The organism is Microcoleus sp. S36b_A4 (genome assembly GCF_036700645.1).
Lineage (GTDB): Bacteria > Cyanobacteriota > Cyanobacteriia > Cyanobacteriales > Microcoleaceae > Microcoleus.
This window is the reverse complement of sequence record NZ_JAUBPI010000017.1, coordinates 35919-61509: the sequence shown is the minus strand read 5'-3', so window position 1 is coordinate 61509 and position 25591 is coordinate 35919. Positions and strand designations below refer to the sequence as shown.

The window sequence follows — 25591 nt, the reverse complement described above, 5'->3', positions numbered from 1 at the left end:
AAATGGAGTTAGGAGTCTTGAGCGATCGATCCCTCGCTGCCCGGAGCCGGCGTGTTGCCGTTTACGTCTCCGAGTTGCAGCCGCACGTCATCTATTGCCTGATTTAGCTGGGCAATTTTATCTTCTAAACTCAGCCTTGCTACCTCCATCCCGTCGGCTTCGAGTTGGCTGGCTTTCCTCTGGCGGATTTTTCTGGTTTTTGCGTCTGAAGGTTCACTCAGCAAAGCTTCAGCAGCGCGCCGCGACAGCACCGCGCCCAAAACTGCACCCACCAAGCCGCCAACGGCAGCTCCGGCAATAAATCCCCCTGTAAAACCCTCTCGATTACTCATAGCTCAACTCAACTGCGCGATATTTCCTTGATTTGTTTATTTTGACACTCTCCCGGTGAGAAACCGGGAGATTGTTAGTTGTCAGGTAGGCGTTGCACAATTTGAGGAGGATGGTTGTGGGGTGTCCCGCCTGCTGTGAAAATACACGCCTTCGCGATCAGGGGCCCATCCCCCAAAACAATCAAAATCATCCCGCAATTATGCAACACCGTCAGGTAAGGCGAGGATTCCGACTTCAGAGTTAAAGCGGATCATTTCCAAAGATCGATCGCCATAAAGATCTTCAATGTGTTCCAAGCAGCACTCGATCGCGAAATCGTTCAATTCAGTCGGCTCAACGCCGTACATTTCCTGAAACACCTCTGAGTCTACCCGACAAAAGCGCGGTCGATCGGCGTAAATCCCGCATTCTCTGGTAGTTTTGTCAAAATTTATACACCAACCGTCATCTCCGACTAAGCTCAAATAGACCGCTAATTCGTCTTCAGATAAATACTCGTCTAAGTCTGGGCGCTCTGTTGGGTCGAGGTAACAACAAGCACCGCACTGCTTTACGCAACGCCAAGTAGCCATAGTTTGATTTTAGATTTTAGATTTTAGATTTTAGATTTTAGATTCGGAGCATTATGTGGAAAATGCCAAACTTTAGGAAATTGGGGCTCTTAAAGTATATCAATTGCCAGCGCCCGCCGGAGACGGATATCCCGAAAGGGGGTTCGATTTGAGATTTGAGATTTGAGATTGGGGGGAGTTTCCGGGAAGGGGCATCAAGTCCCTGGTTTCCTGTGACTGAGAGGTCGATCGTAGTTTACATTTTGTTGAATTTTGTAAAGTTCCTTAAAAAATATGGTCGATCGCCCGGTAAAATCAGAAGCGGATTTTCTAATTCAACAATCTAGACTTAATCACTACAGTCAGGAGGACAAATGGACTTTATAACCGATCTTTTCAGTGGTATGGCTGGTGTAGACTACCAACTCATTGTTCAGGTAGCTTTACTCGCAGCCGTCGTGCTTTCTGGCCCGATCGTGATTTTTCTCTTGGCTGCTAAAGGCGGCGATCTGTAATTATAGCACGCTCCGGGGCGATCAAGAGTTGGGAGTTTTGAGTTTTAAATTATTCAAAATTCACAACGCTCGATCGCCAATTTTCCCAGCAGCACGAGCTTTGTTATCAAATACCGAGGGCGTGTTTAGCAGTTTGAATCAAATTCTCAAAAAAAGGTAGAGATACATCGACTTCTCTAGCATCTTTGCGGGAGTTACCTAACAAACCGATGTTTTGTCCGGGTGCAACAGCCAAAACTTGCCCTTGAGAGTTGCGAATTCTCAATTCCTCGATCGAACCGGCGGGAGACAGACTGCAAGAATAAGTGCGATCGCAATAATCAAACTCCACTTTTCCGAACTTCGGTGGCCTGGAAGTAGCAGCATTTGCCGGTAGCCGAACGCCCAACAATTCTAATTCAACCGATATCTTGCCATTAAAACTATTTTCCCGCAATCGGTAAGCAATATCAACCCGCCGAGGCAAAGGAAAATATTCGCCCCAACGCCAAGCAATCGCCTTCACACTAGCCGATACATTTCCATCTTGAGTTGCAGTTAGTTTAACATGACCTCCTTTACCAACAATTTTCTGTTCAGTTATGCAAACATTAGGCGTCCAAAATACAGGAGCCTTATTTTCAATCCCGCAAGGTTCCAGAGCATCAATTTGTCGGTAAAGGTCAAGATTAATCTCTGCCAAATCTGCCTGCACGTCAACTGAAACCAGCGGTTTTAGGTGTTCCGGCTGCAAACATTGATTGGCAAAAATTGACAGTTGATTGCGGAATTCTTCGAGATTATCAGCCGGCATCGAAAAACCGCCCGCCGCTTTGTGTCCGCCAAATTTAGTTAATAAATCCGCGCAAAAATTCAGCCCGTCAAATACATTAAACTCAGGAATTCCCCTCGCCGAACCCCTGATAATTTTATGGGCAACCGCCCCTACAGCCTCGTTTTCGCCAGCCTCATCCTCAAAAGTGCCAATAAACACAGGTACGCCGTAGCGTTCCACTAACCGAGAAGCCACAATCCCGATCACCCCGTGATGCCAACCGGGTTGCACGACAACTAAAACTCGTTCTTGCTGCAAATCGAGATCACTTTCCTCGCACCAAGCGATGGCTTCCTGCTCAATTTCCTGGCACAACTCCTGCCGGCGTTGATTGATTTGTTCGCACTGCATCGCGTTTTTGAGAGCCAATTCGCGATCGTCCGTAGTCAGCAACTCTATCACAATTTGAGGGTCAGCCAGCCGCCCCACAGCATTAATCCGGGGGCCAAGCCTAAAACCAATATCTTCAGGCTTTAACGTATTGCTAGCTTGGCTTTTTGAATTCAGAAGAGGTAAACTTTCCGCACTTCCCGGCTGCACTCCAGCCACCTGAATCAAAGCCTGAATACCCGCCAATTGCGAGTGAGGCAACAGCCGCAAACCCCGCTTCACCCAGCGCCGATTAACGCCAGTCAAAGGCGCTAAATCCGCAATAGTTCCCAACGTAAATAACTCCAGCAAGGGATTCACCAACCCCCCAACTTTTTTCATATCCTGAGCCAAAGTAATAGCCAAAACATAAGCAACACCTACGCCAGCCAAACCGCGATAAGGTGAAGATTCTGCGATTAATTTCGGGTTGAGAATAGCATCAGCAGGCGGCAGTTTTGGCGGCAAATCGTGGTGGTCTGTAATAATAACTTTGACACCGAGTTCTCGTGCTCTAGCAACCGGGCCGTAGGCTGCAATTCCGTTGTCAACGGTGAGAATGAGAGCGACACCTTCCGAGTGAAATTCTTCTACAATGCGATCGTTAATCCCATAACCTTCTCGCATCCGGCTGGGAATAGCATAATCCACATTCGCGCCCAGAGCCCTCAGAGCTCGCAGCAACAAAGCCGTGCTCGTCATCCCGTCAGCATCGTAGTCGCCGCAAATGGCAATTTTTTGCCCTCCCGAAATCGCCTCCCGCAAAAGTTTGACACTCGCAGCCAAATCGGGAAACTCATCTTTTGGTGGGGCCAAAACCAGAGATTCCGGTTCGATAAACCCTTGCACTTCTTTAAGCGAATCGATTCCCCGGTTAATCAGTACCTGTGCCAGCAAGGGCGACAAACCGATTTCAGTGGCAAACTGTTCGGCTTGCTGCGTTTGAGGGGAATAAATTTGCCACCGTTGGTTTGGCAATCGGTGAAAATGAGGGGGCACAGATGTCGGTCGCTCTTGCACGGAAGCTGAGGTTTAAATATACATAGTTAATCTTACCTAATTAAGTGCATCCGTCCATCAATTTTAGATTTTAGATTTTAGATTGATGAGTTTTTTGGGTAAAATCCAAAGGTTGTTTGTAGGAAAGCTTTTTTCGGAAGCTCTCACCGCGCCCAAATAGGGATACAAGCCCCTGACAGCAGTCGTGGAGACCAAAAAATTTTAGACCAAAGTTCAAACACCTCAGATTTATCTGTGGAGTCAATCTAAAATCTCGAATCTCAAATCGACTGGTGGGGCCGAAGAAATAAGTGTAGCAGGCAGTTGTGCCGCCCGTGCTAGGACGGGGCTAATTTAATTTAATGAGGAGACTTGCATGAGTGTCGATCGACCACCTTGGTTTAAAATTGCATTACAGGTTCGGGGGTCTGTCATTCCCTCAATTTTGCCCCGCGTTTTGCTGTGTGGGGGCTTTGGAGTTCTGATTTCCCTGCTGCACTTTTTAAAGTGGCCGGTTTCCTTACCAATTTTGTCGAGTATTGTACCCAGTATTGTCCTGGGTCTACTGTTAGTTTTTAGGACAAATACAGCCTACGAAAGATTTTGGGAAGGTCGAAAAATGTGGGGAACGTTAGTCAACAACGTCCGCAATTTGGCGCGCCAAATCTGGGTAGCAATCGAGGAAAAAGACCCGCAGGATATCGTAATCAAAAAGTCAGTCCTGCGCCTCTTACCGGCCTTTGCAGTAGCCCTGAAACTGCACTTGCGCCAAGAATTAGTAAATTCAGAATTGGAGCATTTGATGTCCCCATCGCAGTACCAAAAGCTCAAGTCGATGAACAATCCGCCCCTAGAGATTGCCTTTTGGATTGAGGATTACTTGCACGAACAGTACGAGGGCAATTGCGTTGATGTCTATCAGTTAACTGGTATGAAGGAGTTAATCAACTCTATGATAGATGTATTAGGTGGCTGCGAGCGAATTTTGAAGACCCCTATCCCTTTGGCTTACGCGATTCACCTAAAACAACTATTGTTGCTTTACTGTTTGGCACTGCCCTTTCAAATGGTAAACGATGTGAGTTGGGGAACCGGCCCTGTTGTAGCTTTAATTAGTTTTACTTTGTTCGGGATTGAAGAAATCGGCATAGAAATAGAAAATCCCTTTGGACACGATGCCAATGATTTGCCTTTGGACAATATTTGTGCTGCCATGCAGCGCAATATCGACGATTTAATTTCTTTATCTCCTAGCGTTCACGAACACGTGAAAGATAAGTAGAGTCATTCGATTTTAGATTTTAGATTTTAGATTTTAGATTGGTACATAAAATCTAAAATCTAAAAGCTTCGGATTAATTTTTTTTAACAATAAACAGCATTAACCCAGCCCATACTAACAATACAGGCGTCAGCCAATCTCCCCACCGCACGTAAAAAGTCCGAGTTCGCCGCCGATAAATAGTAACATCTCGGACTTCATAAGTATTAATTCCCGACTTCCAAATTGTCTCACCGTGAGGATTAACAAAAGCAGAGTAACCTGTATTAGTTGCGATAACTGCCCATCTATCCGTCTCAATTGCCCGCATCACATCTAAAGCGTGATGTTGAGCTAACATCGGCGGTTTGTAATGGGCATTGTTGGAAGCGGTAATCATAAATTCGCCTCCCATCGCCGCCTGATATCGGAAATTTTCAGCAAAGGCTGAATCGTAACAAATTCCGACAATGGCGCGGCCAAACGGCGTATCAAACAATTGTTTAGAATTACCGGGTACTAAATGAGCATCTAAGGGAGAAAGACGATTAATAATCCCGCCTAAGATTTCGTAAAAAGGGATATATTCGCCTAAAGGTACGAGCTTTAGTTTATCGTAGCGACCGACAATTTCTCCAGTGCGATCGATCGCCAATAAGCTGTTAGTGATACTATTCTCTTGCTGTCCGAATCCTCCAACCCAAGCCACCACACCGCGTTCGAGAATAGCTTGGTAAAAAGAAAGGGTAGAACGCTGATACTCGTTTGTCCAGATAAAAGGCAAAGCTGTCTCTGGAATTAACACAGCATCGACTTTTCTGTCTGCTAACTGTTTGTATCCAGTGGTGTAACCTTCCAAAGCGCGCTGCCAACCCCCTGAATCAAACTTAATCTCGTTAGGAATGTTGCCTTGAATAATGCCAATTTTTAAAGCGGTTTCAGCTTCTTGATTCAAAGGGCGGTTGTACAAAGTCCAGCCTGCAATATGCAAAATTAAGCACAAACTTACAGGCAAAATATAAGCAATCCAATTCTTCCTTCTTCCTTCTTCCTTCTTCCTTCTTCCTTCTATAAAAGCTTCGGCAATTAAGCCATTTACTGCTACAATAGCGGCTGTTACTGCGCTGGGTCCGGAGAGTTGGTCGAGGTGCAATATTGCTAAATTGTGGGGGCTTTGCGTGTAAGATAGTGATGTCCACCACAGCGAACCTGTACTCCAAATACTTTCTAAGGCACACCACAAAGCTGTCCCAATTAAAACGCGAGTTAATGCTGAAAATTTAGAGCTACCCCCCCCAGCCCCCCCTTGTAAAGGGGGGGAGTTAAGAATAATAAGATCGGAGCTACCCCCCCCAGCCCCCCCTTGTAAAGGGGGGGAGTTAAGAATAAGATTTGGATTTTTTCCGGGTAAAGTTAGGGAGTTGAGAATTACAAATAGCCACGCCCAAACGGCGACTAATGCTGCTCCCCAGAGGGTGATGAATGCCCAGCAAAAAAGTGCGATCGCCAAACTCGGCCACCAAGGAACTCCCAACCAAGTCATCGGGTGAATTCCCATAATCCAAGATAAAGCTAATCCGTGATAGCCAATTCCCCAGAGTGAAGGAAGAAGGAAGTTCGGCAACGGATTCTGTAACGGATGTAACGGATGGATGTTGAGGAAAGAAGGAAGAAAGAGAAATTTTTGTTTTTGTTCTTCTATTTTTGGCTTTTGATAAGTGACAACCAAAACCCACAGGGGAGCTAATGCTACCCAAGCCAATAGCCAAGCATTTACTGGTGCGGTTGTCAATGCCATCAAAATGCCGCTAAAAAATGCGATCGCCCAGGCTAATGTTTTGGATTTATGAACCACGAGTTTTTCAACTTTGTGCCTGTTAAATATCGCCACTTTGATGATTGCCAAAAATAATAATTCTTAATCAATATATCAGATCGCTCGGGAAGTTCGCCAAGGCGCAGTGTATGGGATTTAACGGATCTAACGAATTTAAGAGAAGGAAATCTCTCAAATTCTAGTTGCCAAAACAAGAAGCGCCCCTATTTCTAGGAGCGCTTTTTGTTAATCAAAAGCTAAATTTAGCCGTTGATGGAAGGAGCAACCATTGCTACTGGGGTGACTTCACCGGCGGCCAAGTCGAGGGGGAAGTTGTGAGCGTTGCGCTCGTGCATTACTTCCATACCCAAGTTAGCGCGGTTGATGACATCAGCCCAAGTGTTGATGACGCGACCTTGCGAGTCGATAACCGATTGGTTGAAGTTGAAACCGTTCAAGTTAAACGCCATCGTGGAGATACCCAAAGAGGTAAACCAGATACCGACAACTGGCCATGCACCTAACAAGAAGTGCAAAGAACGGCTGTTGTTAAAGCTCGCGTATTGGAAGATTAACCGACCGAAGTAGCCGTGGGCTGCAACGATGTTGTAGGTTTCTTCTTCTTGACCGAATTTGTAACCGTAGTTCAAAGATTCAGTTTCGGTTGTTTCGCGAACCAAAGAAGATGTTACCAAGGAACCGTGCATGGCGGAGAACAGAGCACCGCCGAAGACACCAGCAACTCCCAACATATGGAAGGGGTGCATCAGGATGTTGTGCTCGGCTTGGAACACGATCATGAAGTTGAATGTGCCGGAGATACCCAAGGGCATACCGTCAGAGAACGAACCTTGTCCAATTGGGTAGATCAAGAATACTGCGGTGGCTGCTGCAACTGGTGCAGAGTAAGCGACGCAGATCCAAGGACGCATACCTAAGCGGTAAGACAGTTCCCATTCACGACCCATGTAGCAGAAAATGCCAATCAGGAAGTGAAATACTACCAATTGGTAGGGGCCGCCGTTGTACAACCATTCATCGAGGGAAGCTGCTTCCCAGATGGGATAGAAGTGAAGCCCGATCGCATTCGATGAAGGAACAACAGCACCAGTAATGATGTTGTTGCCGTACATCAAGGAACCTGCAACTGGTTCGCGGATGCCGTCGATGTCCACTGGAGGAGCAGCGATGAAGGCGATGATGTAGCAGATGGTGGCACTCAGCAAGGTAGGAATCATCAAGACGCCGAACCAACCGATGTAAATCCGGTTTTCAGTGCTTGTGACCCATTCACAAAAGCGTTCCCAAACGTTGCCGCTTTCGCGACGCTGTACGGTTGTTGTCATTTGGTTTATGATGGCTTAATTGAATTTTCAAAGTTCGTTGTGGGGATGCCCCACGCTTATATTAGTAACACCATTCACTAAAGTTTGCCAAGGGATTTCTGCTGACAATTTAAAGATTTTACAAACTTTTACAAAAACTGGATTACTGGTAAATATTTGTAGTTTTTTACAAAGCAATATTACTCACATAATAGGTTAAATATAGCGACCTGAAGAACTGCATCTATTAGCTGTAGATGGGTTCAGCAGTTTGAGCAAATTACTTTAGTTCAGGTCGATTTTCTTTCATTTTAAATATCTCTTAATTTCGTCTGGGGGAGAGGATTTTTAATATTTATTCACATATAGCCGGTGGATTCTGCGAGCGGAAATTTTTATCGGGAGAATACTGACAACCGGGTTTCTAGTGCGGGCTGCATTCTCAATAATCTCCAATCAACGGGGTGTATTGACAAAAAAAGAAACCCGGTTTCTGAGGCGCTTGGCAATAGAAATCAACCGGGTTTCTGAGGATGAGTCCGCAAGTTCGGGGTAAAAATTAGCCTTTAGCCTGGGGGCCACTTCATCTGCCGACCGCCGAGAATGTGAAGGTGCATGTGGTCTACAGTTTGGCCGCCGTCGCTCCCGCTATTAATGACGACGCGATAGCCGTTGCTAAGTCCGAGTTGTTCTGCTACCCGCTTGACAGTCAGCAGCAGGTGTCCCATGAGAGCATGATCTTCCGACTCGGCATCGGCTAATTTGGCAATAGGCTGTTTGGGAATGACGAGGATGTGGACGGGTGCTTGCGGATGGATATCTCTGAAGGCGAGGGCCAAGTCGTCTTCATAAACGATGTCTGCGGGAATCTCTTTGCGGATGATTTTGCTGAAAAGCGTTTCTTGAGTTGTCATGGGTATTAACGAAGTTCGGCAACGGATTGTGTAACGGATGTAACGGATTTAACGGATGGAGTTTGACGGAAGAGGACAGAAGGCGGAAGTGGGAAGGGGAAGTGGGAAGAGGGAAGACTCAGCAGGAGAGAGGGAAGAGGAGAAAAAGAAGAGGCAAGGAAAAGTTTTTCTTGCCTCTCCCGATATTCATTAGTCATTGTTAATCATAATAGATGATGAATCAAGGACAGGCAAATTAAGGATAAAGAAAAATGCTTGCTAGGGTTTGGAGTGCATCGATCGTTGGAATTGACGCGGTAAAGGTGGGTGTTGAGGCTGATGTGTCAGGGGGGCTACCGAAAATTGTGGTTGTGGGATTGCCCGATTCTGCGGTGCAAGAAGCTAAAGAAAGGGTTAAGGCTACGCTAAAAAATTCGGGATATGCTTTTCCGATGCGGAGTATTGTGATTAATTTGACACCGGCAGATTTGCGGAAGGAAGGGCCGAGTTTTGATTTGCCGATCGCCATTGGCATTTTAGCAGCATCGGAACAAGTCAGCGGTGAACTGTTGGGCGATTATTTGTTTTTAGGGGAACTTTCTTTAGATGGGAGTTTGCGGCCTGTGGCTGGGGTTTTGCCGATCGCCGCTGCTGCTCAAAAAATGGGTATTTCAGGATTAGTTGTACCGGCTGGTAACGCGCAGGAAGCGGCTTTGGTGCACGGAATATCTGTTTATGGTTTTGAGAATATTTTTGCAGTTACTGATTTTTTGAACAATCCTGAAGTTTATTCGCCTGTAGAAGTAAACGGTCGAGAAGAGTTAGCAAAAACGCGGTTTCCGGGTTTAGATTTAAAGGATGTAAAGGGGCAAATTCACGCGCGGCGGGCTTTGGAAATTGCGGCGGCGGGGGGACACAATTTAATTTTTGTGGGGCCCCCAGGAAGCGGTAAGACGATGTTGGCGAGGCGTTTGCCTGGTATTTTGCCGCCGCTGACTTTTGATGAAGCTTTGGATGTGACTCAAATTCATTCGGTGGCCGGGTTATTGAAGGATAAGGGAAGCTTGGTGGGCGATCGACCTTTTCGCAGTCCTCACCATTCAGCATCTGGCCCTTCTTTGGTAGGTGGCGGCAGTTTTCCGCGTCCGGGTGAAATTTCTTTAGCACATCGCGGCATTCTTTTTTTGGATGAATTAACTGAGTTTAAAAGAGATGTTTTGGAGTTTTTGCGACAACCGCTGGAAGATGGTTATGTGACGATTTCTCGAACTAGACAATCGGTGATGTTTCCGGCTCAATTTACATTAGTGGCAAGTACGAATCCTTGCGCTTGCGGTTATTACGGCGATTCGATCCAACAGTGTACTTGTTCGCCGCAAAAGAGGGAGCAATATTGGGCAAAACTTTCGGGGCCTTTGATGGATCGGATTGATTTGCAAGTGGCCGTAAATCGTTTGAAACCCGAAGAAATTACGCGACAGCCGACGGGGGAGGAGTCGGAACCGGTGCGGGTGAGAGTACAGCGGGCGCGAGAGCTCGCAACTCGCCGTTTTCAGTCGGAATCTAGTTTGCGCTGCAATGCGGAGATGCAAAGCAGTCACATTAACAGATGGTGTCAGTTGGATGATGCTTCTCGGAATTTATTGGAGATGGCGATTCGGAAGTTGGGGCTTTCGGCGAGGGCGAGCGATCGCATTTTGAAGGTTGCTAGAACTATTGCTGATTTGTCGGGGGATGAAAGCTTGAAAACGAATCATGTGGCGGAGGCGGTGCAGTATCGGACGATCGATCGGATGCAGTAAGTCAATCGATTTTAGATTTTAGATTTTAGAGGCGACCCCACGGATAAATGCTCTTTCTTGAGGATTTTCGATTTTCGATTTGGGATTGATTCCACGGATAAATCACGTGGCGGGTACCACCTTTGAAATTCGCTTGTCAGCAACGGCTCAAAAGACACAATCCCCCGATCGCCGACTTCTGAAAAAAGTTGGGTATTTAACAGTTGATTCGGCGATTTAAATGGCTTCTAAACATACGAAGTCCCAGCAGAGGGGGACTAAGGGATTAAGGGGGTATTTCAGCTCGATTGATGTTGTCCAATTATTTAATTGAGCCACTGAAATGCCCCCGATGTTCCCCTGTTGATTGTCGGATTTTGTACGGCATGGTGCCAGGAGCAATGGTGACAGTTGTGTAAGTTCTGTTACTGTTATAGTGGGAGAGGTGACAGCAAACCAAGGCAGCAGTTAAAGTGGCGATCGAGGAAACTTTAGGCCAACTGCCCAAAAGCTAATCAACTCAAGTGTATCAGCGCGAATATCAAGAAGTTTATCAGCAAGTCTAGGAATCTTATTCTGAGGCAGGACGCAGTGTTTATACCACCGCAGTTTGATGCTGGTGTCAAGGACACCCACCCACAGCTTTTGTCAAAAATCCCTCATAATTTCCTCAAAAATTCATCAAGTTTTTACCCACTTTTTATCATTTTTACTGTAATTTATGATACCGATCGCCCAAGTTGCCCGAATCTCCACAACTGCCGAATTTTTAATATTTAATTTCCCGCTCTCCCTCTCCCTCCCTCTCCCTCGCTCTTTCTCCCTCTTTCTCTTTCCCTCGCCCCCTCTCCCTGTTTCACCATAAAATTTGAAATTTTTGAGTGACGAATTATGGCACGATCGCAGCGCGTTTTGATACCATTCAATCAAGCGCAAGACAATCAGGGAATGCACTGGAGGTGTGTAAATGGAGCTTTTGGCAGAACAAAAACGGTGCTTGGATTGCTTGGTAAGCTCGATCGAGCAATTGGGAGGTCGAGTAGATATTCCAAAGCTGGAGCAGATAGCTGAGCTAATCATTCAAACGATGAGAGGGCCTTGGCGCTACTTTCACACGTCGGAACACATTTTTGAGGTCGGGGGGTCAGTCGATCCGATCGAGGTGCTGGCTGCGCTGTTTCACGACCTCGTGTACGTGCAAGTCGATCAGGGCGTTAGTTTCAATATTAGCAGCGCCCTTTGTCCTTTTGTCAAAGAGGTGCGATCGCAGTTAGTTATTAGAGATGAAACCGAACGGCCCGACGATGCCATCTATCAGCTAGTTATTAGAGATGAAACCGAACTGCCCGACGATGCCATGTATCAGCTAGTGGCCTCAGTATTTGGGTTTATTTCCGGCAAGACTCTCTCTCCATTTGGCGGCCAAAACGAATTTTTGAGTGCCGTTATTGCTGCCAAATCTTTGGAGCCTTTTTTGCCAGCTAGTGCGATCGCTGAGATAACAGCTTGCATCGAAGCTACTATCCCTTTTCGTCCCGTTTCGCCCAGCGGTTTGAGCGCGATCGAACTTTTGCACCAGCGTTTGGTAAGTGCAAACCGTGATTTTAACTTGGGATGGAGCGATGCTCAAACCGTAGAAATTGTCAAGCGTTCTGTCAGGTTAGCAAATCGGGATGTCGAGAATTTTGCCTCTAGAAATTCCTCTAATTTCTTAGACAATACCTGGAACTTGATGCCAGAAACCAACCACGAATTGACCAATGTTAATTCCTATACTGTTGCCGGATATCGCAGGTCTCTGCAAAAAATGGAAGGATTTTTGAACTTCCTCAAACCCGAACTGGTTTTCCAGCAATTTATGCAAGAGCCGGACGATGAAACCTACGCTAACCTGATTGCCCGAACTCGCAAAAATATCGAAGTTGCTAAACTTTATCTGGGGGTAAAGCTAATTACTATCGCCATTTTAGAAGCTCTTTCCTACCGTTTGGGCCGCGATATTCCGCTTTCAACTATGATGGGAGAATTACGCACACCAGGATTTAAAACTTCTGTTTTGGAGGATTACTTGCCCAACAGACAGAGCGCCTACCCATTAGAAAGTCAGTTACAAAGAGAAGTGTTAGACCTGCTAGAAATAGGACGCAATCAAGAATCGCGCTATGATATTAAAAACTCCCCGGTTTCTACGTTTATTATCAAATCTATCGGCTTTGCTGAAACTGAAAACTTTTTGAAGAAAGCTCAAGAGTTTTTTGCAGATCCTACTTCCTCGGAAGAGTTTCTCTCTTACTGCGCTCCCGATGTCATCGAGACCATCTCCTCCGGCGTGATGAAACTCTTTGACAGCAGGAAGACGGCTTTAGGGAAAGTTAAATTAGTTCACCAAACTGTTTCTTAGGATAGGTTGGCACAATCTTAAAACGTTTTCCATTGCAGAAACCAGGTTTCTTGAGTTCAGCCACAATGTCCGGTTAGTCTGAGATGTTGCACCATTCTCGCTTAACAAGCTTTCGGGCCTGTTTCACAAAGAATGAGTTTTCTTGTGGGGAGTAGGGGTTGGGCAGGAGATTCCGCCTATAGCAGGCTGATTGATAATGGTGCAAGATTTCAGTTTAAACTATAAAAAAAGTCCTCTTTAACTCAGATGTTGCACCATTCTCACTCAGCCTTTTGTGAACAGGCTTTCCGGCCTGTTCCACAATAAAATTTATATTTTGTGGAACAGGCCGGAAAGCCTGTTGCTGACAATGGTGCCAGATATCAGCTTTAAAGGACTTTAGCTATGAGTCTGGGGTTTGAACCCCAGGCGGACTAATTCGACATCCAACTTCTATTGCGGTGAACCAGCCGTACCCTCTGCGCCGGAGTTGCTATCAGGTACCGCCGTATCTCTAGGATTAGAATCGCTCTGGCTTTCGGTATTAGTTTGACCGCTGGTACCTGCTCCAGAAGCACCATCATCTTGAGTTGGAGATGGAGTAGCTGAACTCTCAGGTGCTGGAGTTGGTCGAGTGGAATCTGGCTCCGTCTGCGAATTCGGAACCGTAGTATTGGTATTATTTGACGGCGAAGATGGAGACGGCGCTGCTTGTTGAGCGGGTGCATCTTGCTGCTGTGAATTTGGAATTGTAATATTGATATTGGGAGCCGGACTTGGTTGAGAAGTCGGAGTTGCCTGTTGAGCGGGACTTGGTTGAGGAGTCGGCGTAGCCTTTTGAACTGGAGATGGTTGAACCGGAACCGGAACAATCTTTTGAATGATCGTTTTTTCTCTCTCTATAGTCCGAGTCGGAGCTGGTGTTGCTGAAGGCTGATTCGCTTTCGGTACAACAATCACAGGAGCAGCGGTAGGAGTAGGAGCCTCCTCACCCCGATTGAAGTAATATACACTGCCGAGAACTAAGCCTACCAAAGAAGCCAGAAGAAGCCCTAACAGTAACCCGCGACCAGCATTCTCGTTATCGCGGACTTCTTGGACTCCAACTTGGCGGTGGTTTTCGGCCATTTCACCCTGTACATAACCTTGGTGATGAGCTGCTTCTTTAGAAGCCTTACCCGTTGTACTCGGAACATTTGTAGTGGTTCGCGTTGTACTGACGTGACCGTTAGTTGCATCGGTGTGAACTTCTTGATGAATTTCACGGCTAGAGCTATTTTCTTCGTTAGGTTTCATAATTATCTTGGGCACAACTATTCAAAAAATATTTGTCTGTAGGAGATGCTCTGCTTTGAAAACTTGAGCTAAGCTGTTGAGCATTTAAATCACTTATTTTGATTTACTGTCAAAATTCAGGTGTAAGCGTTGGGTGTTTGGCTCATGAGTTTAAATGCTTAACAGCTTTTAGCTTAGGGAGTTTAGAGAACTTTTGGTTTTTCCTTCATTTGTATCCAATGTAACTCGTTAAGGTATTAACCAGGCTCTACCCTCAGAGTGATTCAGCAACGCCCCAAAGGGATAGGATTAGCCGTACTTCAACAAAGAATATCGGCTAAATGAGTTATTTATACTGCTTAGTGTGCAAGCATATAGCACTCCTAAATGAGTCGTAAAAAAATTACGACTCATTTAGGAGTGCTATATTTATAAAGCCCGTTTGTGCTTGAAATGTGTTTAAGTCCGGTTAGATAGCCATAATTAAGTTTTTAGTAATAAAGACAAGTTTTTTCTCATCAATCAACAGAGGATAGTCGTACTCACTACCAACAAGCTTGATTACGGGATATTCACCGGACAGGAGCCTTACTAACAACTAAATTTTTTTTATTCTGTTCTTTCAATGATGATGGTCATGTGAGCGACTAATGCACCTATCGCTCCTACTGCTGCAATGACTGGAAACAATGCCGCACCGATTACTCCACCGACTACTCCCACTGTCAAAGGAACTTCTACTAAGATCCGTCCCTCTTCATTTTTAATAATGATGCGGCGGATATTTCCTTCGTGAATCAGTTCTTTAACTTTAGCAACCAAATCGTCGCCGTTAATTTTCACCTCCTCGACGCTAACTTTTTGCTGAGTATAAGCGGGGGTTTCTAAAGGAGTCGTTTCAAAATTAACCTCAGTAACTTTTTGGGCAGAAACTTTTTCAGATACAGGTATTGATTCGAGTTCTCTTGTCCCGACAGGTTCTTGTTCGCGATCTGTAGGTGTGTCCATTTTTTGTTCTCCTTTTAGGTAAAAGTATTTTTGTATAGAATTATATTGAAATATAACACGCAACTTTTTTTGAATCAATCATTCTTTTGGGTGATCTTGGTGCTGTTGTCGTGATTTTATGAAGGTATGATGATGAAAACTCTCTCACTCTCTCGCTTCTGGGCTTATCCCATCTGTCCCTGTCTCCTTGTGCCGTTTAGTTAACTGTCTGCTTCTGGCCATCGCACCGCCCCACCCTTGAAAAACCTCCAATCCCGACAACGAAAGGATGAGAGCGACTTTTACACTCTCAGAGACTCAGACTCAACAGGTGTACAGGTTGAAATACTGACATTGTACTGAAAGTACGATCGTCCCGCCGTGTATACAATTACCACCTCTCGTTCGGGAAACCGCACATGGAAACCGTCGCTTACTTTCCTCAAATGTCATTCCAATTTAGCTCAGTGCGATCGCCCAACCAAACCCCACCCCCGGAGGTTCCTCAAATCAACATCTTAGAGTTTCTAATGAGAATTGCCTAAAATCAAGGGGGAGGAGAAGTAATAATGATCGAAAGATTATCGCAACCAAACAAACTTCCTCAAAGTGAAGTGGAGGTTGGAGAAAAGTCGGGTAAAATACAATTATTTCCTTCTGCTTCCTCTTGATTCTCCGTCTCTGATTTTCCAGCGACAGAATTTAAATATCAAGTTGGTTGCCCGACGGTACTTTTGTGCAAATTTTTAAGGAACATTAAGCGAATGTGTGGAGCATGAGTTTTAGTTGCGATCGCACAACTTTAAGATCGGCTGGGAAAAAGTTCGTTGGTGAAGCTTTGGAGTCTCGATATGGCTAAAGTATAAGCTGCCGAACTTGACAAATAGCTCGCCATGGGGTCTCCCTGGCTTGGAGACTACCTACAATACAATATTCGGGTTGAGTGCGATCGGCATTTGTGCCAAAAAACTGACAATTGAGATTTATTAGCAATTGCCGGAAACCTGTTTTGCCTGAATTTTAAAATCGGGCGATCGGCTGCCGATTTGTCACTATTCTTGTTTTATTGTAATATAATTTTACGCAAGGGGTAATACGAAATGTACTGCCACAGGTCGCAGATGTTTATCCATCTGAACCAAATTAATGTCATCAAACATTAAAAATAGTTATGACTGTTATATTCGGATTAGTAAAATCTTGGATATATAAAACTCAATACATAGTCAGGCTTCAAAGGGGTGTCGGCTGTTAAATCAATCTAACCTGCAATATCGTTTCGGGGGACACCAGCTCGATTTAAGGCAAAAAATAATCCTGCTGAATTAACTGGATTCGAGGGAGCAGAGGAAAGTTGATGACTAAGCTATAAAAAGAGTTGAAAAAGCCTTCTAAATAGTAGGCAAGACTCCAGCAGCCAATCGCAACTGCCAATTACCAAAGGAGGGAGCAGTGTATGAAACTGACGGGTTGAGTCCCCTAAAATCGCCGCTTGGTTTGCGATCGACTCTACAGGAATTAACCCTGTACGACTTTCTCCTAGAATCTGAGTGTCCAGGGGACGAAGTTGCTAAAATTTTTCAAGCAAACCCTTTAGTTCCGGGCATCATCATCACTCAGCAAGGAAAGTTTATAGGGATGATTTCGCGGCGGCGTTATTTTGAACACATGAGCCGCCCCTACAGCTTGGAGTTATTTTCTCAACAGCCTTTGTTCATACTCTACCGCTTTACTAAAACTGATATGTTGGTTCTCGATCGCGAAACCTCAATTATGATGGCAGTGCGGCAGTCTTTGGAGCGATCGCCCGAACTAATCCACGAACCAATTGTAGTACAAGTAGAACCGGAAATTTACAAACTTTTAGACGTACACCAACTACTGCTTTCTCAGTTGCAAATTCACGAGTTATCAACCGTGGCGATGCGCGAGTCGCAAGCACAATTGAGACATCAAGCCCAACAGCTCGAACTTGCCCTGCTGGAACTTCAGCGCACTCAAACTCAACTAATTCAAACGGAGAAAATGTCTTCTTTGGGGCAGTTAGTAGCAGGAGTAGCTCACGAAATCAACAATCCGATCGGCTTTATCTACAGCAATTTGCACCACGCTAAAGAGTACACGCAAGGTTTAATGCGGATGCTCGACATCTACCGACAGCACTGTCCCGAACCCATCGCAGCAATTGAAGCGGAAGCAGAAAAAATCGAGTTCGATTATGTGCTAGAAGACTTGCCGAAAGTCTTAAATTCTATGCAGCAAGGTGCAGAAAGAGTGCGCGACATCGTTTTGTCGCTGCGTAATTTTTGCAGATTAGACGAAGCTGAAATGAAGCAGGTCAACATTCACGACGGTATCAACAACACCATTATGCTGTTGCAAAGCCAGCTTAAAGGGAAACCGGGGCAGGAGGCGATCGAAATTTACAAAGAATACAGCGACTTGCCGCTGGTGCAGTGCTATCCCGGACAGCTCAATCAGGTATTTATGAATATTTTACTTAATGCAATTTACGCTCTTGTTGAGTCTAATAAACACGAAATTTTTGATAAAAAAAGCGCGAATAAGTCGCAATCAGGCGAAGAAAAGCAGTTTAGTACAAAGACTCAATCATCAGTTTCTAAGTCTACCCGCCTGATTCCTACGATTCGGATTCGCACAGAGTTAATTGAGAAAAAAAAGGTAATAATTAAAATTTCTGACAACGGCCCGGGGATGACAGAAGATGTTCGGAAGCGGTTGTTTGACCCTTTCTTTACTACTAAGCCGGTCGGCCAAGGAACGGGTTTGGGACTGTCGATTAGCTATGAAATTGTTGTCAACCAACACGGCGGCACATTGAAGTGCTTTTCGGAACCGGGAAAAGGAGCAGAATTTGCGATCGAAATTCCGCTTCAACAGTCTTCCCTAGCACAGATTTTGCCTCGCTTTGCGTGATATGGCAGAAGGAAGTTCGGCAACGAGCAATGTACGGGATGTGACGGATGTAACGGATGTCAGTCCGAAGGAAGTCTGAAGAAGGAATAAGGAAGAATGAAGAAGGAAGAAGGAAGAAGCAATAAAAGTTAGGAACTCGGCTGTTGAAATCGCTTCTTGTCAAACTTTCGTTCCTCTGGGTTGAGAGTAAAGAATAAGGCCCGTCGGCTACCGCGAACCTTTGCAAACCCACTTCCACAAAGGATGACTCGGCCCCTGTTGGCGAATGCGGCGAACTTGTTGTTCCAAACCCTGTTTTTCCCGCAGGGGCAATCCTCGCACCATATTGCGACTTTGCCAAGTTAGCACTCCCAAAGTCATCCCCAAGCACAAACCTAAACCGAGAGTGGGCCAGCGATGAAAAGATAAACCATAGCGCACTGCTGCCCAAGTGAAGTGTTCTAACCACAAAGCGATTTCGTGGCGCAAACCCCAAATGCTCAAAGAACCTACGCTAATCCATAGCAATATCACTGTTAACCAGCGGCCGTAAACTGTTAGTTTGTGAAGCCTTTGGACTTCAATTTGAAAAGTTTGGTCAGTAGTCATTTGTTATTTGTTATTTGTTATATTATGTCCGGTCGATTACCCCTAATAAGCTAGAGGCGAGTTCACGAAAAATATCTGCCAATAATTGACAATCTCCAAAACCCGCCCTTTTAATCGCTCGATCGGACATGATATTATTTGTCATTTGTCATTTGTTATTTGTCATTTGTTATTAATGATTTATTATTAGTCAGTCAACAGTTAACCGTCAACAGTTAACCGTTAACAGTCAACTAAACTTCCTCTGACTGGTTGATTCCTTCTGCGGGGACGGGGATAGAGTGGCCGGTGCGACTGCGCCACCAAGCTAGCAGCGTACTGGCAATGAAAATACTGGAATACGCACCCGCAATAAAGCCCACAATTAATGCTAAAGCAAAGTATTTGAGGGTTTCCCCGCCAAACAAAAAGATTGAAAACAAGGTCAGCAGCGTGGTAAACGTTGTGTTAATCGACCTTCCTAGGGTCTGCATGACCGCATCATCGACAATTTGATCGATCGACTGTCCCGGATTTAGCTTGATTACTTCGCGCACGCGATCGTAAATTACCACTGTATCGTTAACAGAAAAACCGATAATTGTCAAGAGAGCGACCACAAATAAGCTGTCAACTTCCACTCCTTGAACTAAACCCAAAAACGAGAAAACACCAAGAGTAACCAACACGTCGTGGAATAGAGCAACGAAAGCAAAAAAGGCATAATCCAACTGAAACCGGAACGTTAGATATACCGTAATTCCAGCAAAGGAAAGGAATAAAGCCAACAATCCCGAAGTAAATAATTGTTTACCGAGGGTAGGCCCAACCGTATCGATTTGAGTAGATTGAGGAGAAAAAGTGCCTATTTTTTCGCTCAAAGCTGTTTGCAAATTAGTCCGCTGTTCGACATCCAAAGTTTTTGTTCGCAGTGACAAACCGCGCTGTTCTTTGCCGATAACTTGAATGCTGCTGCCGCCTAAACCTTGGGCGTCGAGGACTTCGCGGACAGCCGCAAGATCGATGGGTTTACAATTTTCCGGTTTCGTGCAGTCGAGTTCAAATTGCAGCCGAGTGCCACCGACAAAATCTAAACTTGGGCGCAGCGGTGCGCGGATGTCGGGACGACTCCAAGAAATCGCCATCGACACTATACCTGCGAGGATTATAGCGGCGGAAATACTCCACCAGAGCGATCGCTGTTTGATTACACTGAATTTCATAATTTGAAGGAAGAGGGAAGGCACGACACGGATTTTGACACAGATACACGGATTAATTATTGAGCGTGACTCAGAAGTTAACAGTCAACCGTCAACCGTCAACCGTCAACCGTCAACAGTCAACAGTCAACAGTTAACTATTAGCAGTTTTCGACAAACCGGGACAGAACCACTGAGGTTTCCGCAATGCTGGAAAGCTCAATACTACGAACAGCAGAGTGCGGCTGCAAGTGAGCGCAGTAAACATACTAACTCCCACCCCCAATGCCAGAGTTACAGCAAACCCTTTAACTAAACCAGCGCCCAACCAGAACAAAGCAGCACAAGCAATAACTGTTGTGACGTTGCCGTCTAAAATGCTGGAAAAAGCGCGGTAAAAACCCGATTCTACAGATCGATAAAGCGATTTCCCCGCCCGCAACTCTTCCCGCGTGCGTTCAAAAATCAACACGTTAGCATCCACGGCCATCCCGATGCTGAGCACGAAACCAGCAATTCCTGGCAGCGTTAATGTCACTCCCAAAAGCACGAAAGCTGCCCAAGTTAACAGAGCATAAATTAACAGCGCAATATTGGCAATTACGCCGGGGAGTCGATAGTAGGCAACCATGAAAATCAAGACCAAAATTAAGCCGCCGATACCTGCGTTAATACTGCTTTGAATGCTGTCTCTACCCAAGGTAGCGCCGACAGTGCGGTTTTCTACAATTTCGACCGGCACAGGCAAAGCACCACCGCGCAATTGCACTGCCAAATCGTTGGCTTCTTGCGTTGTAAAGTTGCCTTGAATTACGGCACTCCCACCAGTAATTCCTGTCTGGGCAAATTCAACGCCGACGACTGGAGAACTGATCATTCTTTCATCTAGGAAAATACCGATACTGCGTCCGGTGCCTGCTAAATTTTTAGTAAGTTGGGCAAAGAGTTCGCCTCCTTTGGTATCGAAAACAAGAGCAACGTTCCAGTTGTTCCCAGAGGCCAAGGGTTGAGGTTGAGCGTCTTTGAGGTTTTCGCCACCGAGTCCGCTGCTTTTGAAGAGTTTGGCGATCGCCTCATTGCTTCTTTTCAAAGCAGCCTGATTTTCTTTAATTGCTGCCTCATTAGGGCTGGTTTTCAATTCTGCTTGTTTGACCAGCAATTCCTGCTGCAACTGCCTTTCAATGCCTAATTGTGCTTCTGTTCCAGGCAGTTGTTCCAGAAATTCTAGCTTTGCCGTGCCGCCCAAAACTCGTTCTGCTTGCTGCGGGTCATTTACTCCGGGCAACTGCACGAGAATTTGGTCTTCTCCTACTGTTTGGACTAATGCTTCGGAAACTCCCAAACCGTTGACGCGGTTTTCGACAATCCGCCGCACTGCTTCTAACATTCCCGGGTCAATTTTGGGAATTGTGGGCGTAGTTTTTACTTGAATTGTGAGTTGCGACCCTCCTTGCAAGTCTAATCCCAGCCGCGTCGGAATTGTTACTATTACAGTAATAGCGGCGATGATTAAAACAAAAATTAGGGCTAATAGGGAACGTTGTTTTTGCATATTTAATTATTAGTCATTGGTGAGTTGGCAGTTGTCAGTTGGCAGTTGTCAGTTGGCAGATTTTAGTCATCAGTCATCAGTCATCAGTCAACAGTCATCAGTCAACAGTCAACAGTCAACAGTCAACCAATGACTACTGACTAATCACTATTTATACTCGCAAAGCTACCATTTTTTGGACTGCCTCGACAATTTGATTGGGCTGGACAATGGTGAGTCTTTCCAAATTGCCGTTGTAAGGTGTGGGAATATCTTGTGAAGACAGGCGCAAAACCGGTGCGTCGAGTTCGTCAAAAAATCGATCGCTAATCGAAGCAATGAGTTCAGCACCAATGCCTCCTGTTTTCATGCACTCCTCTACAATGATTACTTTGTGAGTTTTGCGAATGGATTCGCCAATTGTCTCCATGTCCAGGGGTTTGAGAGAAATTAGGTCGATTACTTCTGGATCGTAACCTTCTTTTAGCAGTGCGGGCACGGCTTGCAAGACGTGGTGCCGCATCCGGGAATAAGTCACGATTGTGACATCTTTGCCCGATCGCACTATTTCTGCCTTGTCCAGCGACACTAAATATTCTGTTTCTGGCAAATTTTCTTTGAGGTTGTAAAGAAGAACGTGCTCGAAAAATAGAACGGGGTTATCGTCGCGGATGGCTGATTTTAAGAGTCCTTTGGCGTTGTAGGGAGTCGAACAGGCGACTATTTTCAAACCCGGTACTGCTTGGAAATATGCTTCTAACCGCTGGGAGTGTTCGGCGCCGAGTTGGCGGCCCACGCCGCCGGGCCCGCGAATTACCATTGGCATTTTGAAGTTGCCGCCGGATGTGTAGCGCAGCATTCCGGCGTTGTTGGAAATTTGGTTGAAGGCCAGCAGCAAAAAGCCCATGTTCATGCCTTCGATGACCGGCCGCAGTCCCGTCATTGCTGCGCCTACTGCCATGCCTGTAAAGCTATTTTCGGCGATCGGGGTGTCGAGCACTCTAAGTTCGCCGTATTTGTTGTAGAGGTCTTTGGTGACTTTATAGGAACCGCCGTATTGACCTACGTCTTCGCCGAGTACGAATACGGCGGAGTCGCGGGCCATTTCTTCGTCTAACGCCTCGCGGAGGGCGTTGAACAATAAGGTTTCTGCCATAGGAGGTGAAGCAATGATTGCAGGAGGGTCAGATTAGAATCTTAACCTTTTGGGGGTGTCGATCTAGGAGTCGATCGCAAATTCGGCAGTTAAAACCTGAGATTTTGCCCATCTTTATCATAACATTTGTATTATGTCAATGAATATTTAAGTTAAAATAATACTAACTTGCCTGCCCACAGCAGAGGAATATTATGCTCCAGACAAAAACTCAACTAACTCTGGAAGAGTTTTTCGCTCTTCCCGAAGGAGAAGGCGATATTACCTACGAACTTATTGACGAGCAAGCAGTACCGAAGATGTCACCTAAAAAATTTCATTCTCGCCTCACCCGAAGCCTAATAAAACTCCTCGAACAGTGGGGTGAGGAACGGGGAGAAATTGGTGTAGAATGGGCGGTAAGATTAACCAGACTGGGGCGAGACTGGGTGCCAGTTCCAGACCTTTTATATGTTTCTTACGAACGCTTATCTCCCGACTGGAATCAAGATGAAGCCTGTCCTGTAGTCCCCGAATTAGTCATAGAAATTATTTCACCCGAACAAACTTTCGGTCAGTTAGCTGCTAAAGCGAGAGATTATTTAGATGCTAAGGTTTTGCGGGTTTGGGTAGTAGATAGCAAGGCGAGAAGCATTACAGTTTTTTACCCCGATGCAGCACCGCAGACTTATATGGGAGATACCCTATTAACAGATCCACTGTTTGATGGATTAGAATTTACGGCGTCACAGCTATTTCAAATGGCAAAAATACCATAAACTTTTTTGGGATGAGTATGTGTTAGTTCACAAGGTATTCCATTGTTCAAGAGTAATTTCCCTTTCTATAATCTCCTCGGCCTCTCGAATCATCATCCGTAGCTGAGGAACAGAATACTCATCATTAGAGGGAATCGTTAAGCGATACTCCTGATAAATCATAAACTGGTGCTTACTTCCAGAAAAAGGGCCAGAAAAGCCTAGCTGTTGTAATTTCTGGATGAACTCTCGACGCTTACAAGGTGTCCAACGGCTCAAGGCTAGGCTCCTGATTTAAATCAATATTGTCAATGACGGGCATTCGATGTCGCAATTTCAACCCTAGCAAAATCCAGTCTTCCAAAGTTGATCGCAACTCATTTTGACACTCTTTTAAAGTTGAACCAAAGGCGATGACTCCCTTGCAAACAGGAATTTTCCCAACAAAGCTACGATCTTCAAGTTTGTCATACATAGCCTCAGCCATTGCTTTGTCAACGTATTCGCTCAGAATGAATTTTACAGCCATTGAGTTTCCTTTTGCTTGTCGAGTATTGGAATCTCCTTCACAGTTACATCCATTATATTTGTTTTTGTCAAGCTCCGGCATTTAGATTTCAGAAAAATGTTTTTGCAATAAATTGTGAATAAATCGATAGCGCCGATCGCCAGTTTTTTGCAGCAGCAGGCGATCGGTGGCAGCATCGAGAAAACGCTTGTAATCCCAAGGAATGTAGCCGTTCGACCACAGCACCAGGCGCAATATAAAACTTTCAATCCCCGGAATTCCCGGCAACAAAGCACTAATTACCGCAGCAACAGCACCCGCAATTATTCCCCAAATCGACCCGGAGACTAAGGTGGCAATTAATCCCAAAATCACCCAAATCAGCCCGCCAAGCAGCTTAACTCCAAACTGATACTTGCGCCGTTCCTCCTCTGTTTGCAGCCAGCTAGAGGGTATGCGATCGAGGTAAAATTCTTGAATTCCTTGCTGTTCCATCCTTCTGGCCAACCATCCCAGCCAGTGGCGAATTTGTTCGGGCCGCAGTTCCTTACCTCTGGGATACTGCTTGACTTGCCCGGTCATTTGATGGCGAATATAGGCAGTTAACAGATATTTGCGCTGTTCTTCTGCGGAAGTTATGCGCTTCCAAGCTTCAATTAAAATATCGTCGTAAGCCAGAGCCATCATGCTCAAAAGCAAGGGAACTTTTGCCAATTTTAACAACTCCGGCTCGTGTTCAATGCTGTACCAAAGTTCGCGGCTTCTGGCTTCTAGCAGATAATTTTGAATTTGAGTTTCTCTTAAAGGTTTCAACAAAACTGCTGCTTGCAGGCGAAATCTAGTTTCGCAGTTTTTGTAAGCTTCAAAACTGCTGCAAGCTACTAAATGTTTGGGTTTAAATTCGCTTTCCACAAACTGATTGATTGCTTGAATGCAGCTATTTTGGCGGTGGGTTTCTACTTCGTCTAAGCCGTCGAGGAGAGGCAGCAATTGTTGTTCGGCAAGCCATTTTTTGCCCACTGCAGGAGAGATGCCGTATTTGAACTGAAGTTGAGCAATTAACCAATCGGCGATCGCCCCGGATTCTGCTTTCCACGATCCGAGTTCAAACAGCACTGGTACTGGCAAGCTAGCATCTTTTTGGGCGCGGGAAACTAACACGCGAGCTAATTCTAGCAGCGTCGTAGTTTTGCCTGCACCCGTGGCTCCCAAAATTACCAATTTGCCGCCGGCGCGATCGAACACTTTAGCCATGCTTGCTTTGGGAGGAAGCCGAAAACTCGGACGGTTGCCCGCTTTCACTTCCACATCCCAACAGCGGTTAACACCCGTTGGCGACGAGTCTTGACTGAGGTTAGCCAGTACAGCGGCGTGCAAAGACTGCGCGAGCCCTGCTTGGACTTCCTGCTTCACCTTTTCCAACAATCGATCGCGAGGCGGTTGTAATCTTAGAGGAATCAATTTTGACATTTTATGTACCTCGCGCTGAACGCTGACCTTCGCAAATTTGCGCGCAAATAACCCAGAGCAAGATTACCATCAGTATAGGCGTCCAGTATATATTGACTCAAATTATTGCGACAATTATGGATCTGAAATTTTATCTAAAAATCCTGACCAAAAATTTCTTGATGGTACCCGCCACGTGATTTAT

Annotated in this window: 21 protein-coding genes; 6 read left to right on the top strand and 15 right to left on the bottom strand. The window is 45.5% G+C overall.

Annotated elements, in window-relative coordinates:
• Positions 1–8: 8 nt before the first annotated feature.
• Both QUA03_RS07900 and QUA03_RS07895 read right to left on the bottom strand, forming a co-directional pair.
• On the bottom strand, positions 9–332 hold the full coding sequence (locus QUA03_RS07900) for a hypothetical protein (RefSeq protein WP_333211073.1): 324 nt from the start codon (positions 330–332) through the stop codon (positions 9–11).
• Between the two features lie 198 nt (positions 333–530).
• A complete protein-coding gene (locus QUA03_RS07895; protein ID WP_333211071.1) occupies positions 531–905 on the bottom strand; it encodes a YkgJ family cysteine cluster protein in 375 nt (124 codons plus the stop codon).
• A gap of 353 nt (positions 906–1258) precedes the next feature.
• Between QUA03_RS07895 and psb30 the strand changes: the two genes are divergently transcribed.
• Positions 1259–1399 carry a photosystem II reaction center protein Ycf12/Psb30 gene (psb30, locus tag QUA03_RS07890; RefSeq protein WP_190740284.1) on the top strand — a complete coding sequence of 47 codons (141 nt, stop codon included), beginning with the start codon at positions 1259–1261 and terminating at the stop codon, positions 1397–1399.
• A gap of 106 nt (positions 1400–1505) precedes the next feature.
• Here psb30 and recJ read toward each other — a convergent pair whose 3' ends face one another.
• Positions 1506–3602 carry a single-stranded-DNA-specific exonuclease RecJ gene (gene recJ, locus QUA03_RS07885; RefSeq protein WP_333211069.1) on the bottom strand — a complete coding sequence of 699 codons (2097 nt, stop codon included), beginning with the start codon at positions 3600–3602 and terminating at the stop codon, positions 1506–1508.
• A gap of 355 nt (positions 3603–3957) precedes the next feature.
• On the opposite strand from recJ, the gene QUA03_RS07880 reads away from it, so the two are divergent.
• Positions 3958–4863, top strand: coding sequence for a bestrophin family ion channel (locus QUA03_RS07880; protein WP_333211067.1), 906 nt, complete (start codon positions 3958–3960; stop codon positions 4861–4863).
• A 73-nt stretch (positions 4864–4936) separates the two neighbouring features.
• Here QUA03_RS07880 and lnt read toward each other — a convergent pair whose 3' ends face one another.
• The 3 genes from lnt to QUA03_RS07865 all read right to left on the bottom strand — a co-directional run bounded on the left by lnt (position 4937) and on the right by QUA03_RS07865 (position 8897).
• Positions 4937–6733, bottom strand: coding sequence for an apolipoprotein N-acyltransferase (gene lnt, locus QUA03_RS07875; RefSeq protein ID WP_333211100.1), 1797 nt, complete (start codon positions 6731–6733; stop codon positions 4937–4939).
• 188 nt (positions 6734–6921) lie between these two features.
• The gene (gene psbA, locus QUA03_RS07870) at positions 6922–8004 is read right to left on the bottom strand and encodes a photosystem II q(b) protein (protein ID WP_333211065.1); all 1083 of its coding nucleotides are present in this window, start codon (positions 8002–8004) and stop codon (positions 6922–6924) included.
• Positions 8005–8549: 545 nt separating this feature from the next.
• Positions 8550–8897, bottom strand: a complete 348-nt coding sequence (locus QUA03_RS07865; RefSeq protein WP_333083650.1) for a histidine triad nucleotide-binding protein — start codon at positions 8895–8897, stop codon at positions 8550–8552.
• 251 nt (positions 8898–9148) lie between these two features.
• On the opposite strand from QUA03_RS07865, the gene QUA03_RS07860 reads away from it, so the two are divergent.
• Together QUA03_RS07860 and QUA03_RS07855 are read left to right on the top strand one after the other, a co-directional pair.
• Positions 9149–10678 carry a YifB family Mg chelatase-like AAA ATPase gene (locus QUA03_RS07860; RefSeq protein WP_333211063.1) on the top strand — a complete coding sequence of 510 codons (1530 nt, stop codon included), beginning with the start codon at positions 9149–9151 and terminating at the stop codon, positions 10676–10678.
• Between the two features lie 946 nt (positions 10679–11624).
• Positions 11625–13058, top strand: coding sequence for a hypothetical protein (locus tag QUA03_RS07855; RefSeq protein ID WP_333211061.1), 1434 nt, complete (start codon positions 11625–11627; stop codon positions 13056–13058).
• A gap of 432 nt (positions 13059–13490) precedes the next feature.
• Here the strand turns inward: QUA03_RS07855 and QUA03_RS07850 are convergent, their stop codons facing one another.
• Both QUA03_RS07850 and QUA03_RS07845 read right to left on the bottom strand, forming a co-directional pair.
• Positions 13491–14333, bottom strand: coding sequence for a hypothetical protein (locus QUA03_RS07850; RefSeq protein ID WP_333211059.1), 843 nt, complete (start codon positions 14331–14333; stop codon positions 13491–13493).
• A 588-nt stretch (positions 14334–14921) separates the two neighbouring features.
• Positions 14922–15320, bottom strand: coding sequence for a DUF4342 domain-containing protein (locus tag QUA03_RS07845; protein ID WP_015175606.1), 399 nt, complete (start codon positions 15318–15320; stop codon positions 14922–14924).
• Positions 15321–16751: 1431 nt separating this feature from the next.
• Here QUA03_RS07845 and QUA03_RS07840 point away from each other — a divergent pair.
• Positions 16752–18236, top strand: a complete 1485-nt coding sequence (locus QUA03_RS07840) for an ATP-binding protein (protein WP_333211057.1) — start codon at positions 16752–16754, stop codon at positions 18234–18236.
• Positions 18237–18443: 207 nt separating this feature from the next.
• On the opposite strand, the gene QUA03_RS07835 is transcribed toward QUA03_RS07840, so the two are convergent.
• The 5 genes from QUA03_RS07835 to QUA03_RS07815 form a co-directional block, all read right to left on the bottom strand.
• Positions 18444–18824, bottom strand: coding sequence for a hypothetical protein (locus QUA03_RS07835; protein WP_333211055.1), 381 nt, complete (start codon positions 18822–18824; stop codon positions 18444–18446).
• A gap of 22 nt (positions 18825–18846) precedes the next feature.
• A complete protein-coding gene (locus QUA03_RS07830; protein ID WP_333211053.1) occupies positions 18847–18969 on the bottom strand; it encodes a hypothetical protein in 123 nt (40 codons plus the stop codon).
• Positions 18970–19057: 88 nt separating this feature from the next.
• Positions 19058–20026 (bottom strand): protein translocase subunit SecF, encoded by a 969-nt coding sequence (secF, locus tag QUA03_RS07825; protein WP_333211051.1) that lies wholly within the window; start codon positions 20024–20026, stop codon positions 19058–19060.
• 133 nt (positions 20027–20159) lie between these two features.
• The gene (gene secD, locus QUA03_RS07820) at positions 20160–21557 is read right to left on the bottom strand and encodes a protein translocase subunit SecD (RefSeq protein ID WP_333211048.1); all 1398 of its coding nucleotides are present in this window, start codon (positions 21555–21557) and stop codon (positions 20160–20162) included.
• Positions 21558–21708: 151 nt separating this feature from the next.
• Positions 21709–22692 (bottom strand): alpha-ketoacid dehydrogenase subunit beta, encoded by a 984-nt coding sequence (locus tag QUA03_RS07815; protein WP_333211047.1) that lies wholly within the window; start codon positions 22690–22692, stop codon positions 21709–21711.
• Positions 22693–22886: 194 nt separating this feature from the next.
• On the opposite strand from QUA03_RS07815, the gene QUA03_RS07810 reads away from it, so the two are divergent.
• Positions 22887–23450 carry a Uma2 family endonuclease gene (locus tag QUA03_RS07810; RefSeq protein WP_333211045.1) on the top strand — a complete coding sequence of 188 codons (564 nt, stop codon included), beginning with the start codon at positions 22887–22889 and terminating at the stop codon, positions 23448–23450.
• Positions 23451–23685: 235 nt separating this feature from the next.
• On the opposite strand, the gene QUA03_RS07805 is transcribed toward QUA03_RS07810, so the two are convergent.
• Positions 23686–23958, bottom strand: coding sequence for a type II toxin-antitoxin system HicB family antitoxin (locus tag QUA03_RS07805; protein WP_333211043.1), 273 nt, complete (start codon positions 23956–23958; stop codon positions 23686–23688).
• Positions 23959–24039: 81 nt separating this feature from the next.
• Entirely contained in the window at positions 24040–25407 is a 1368-nt protein-coding gene (locus QUA03_RS07800) for an NACHT domain-containing protein (RefSeq protein ID WP_333211041.1), read from the bottom strand.
• Positions 25408–25591: the final 184 nt, after the last annotated feature.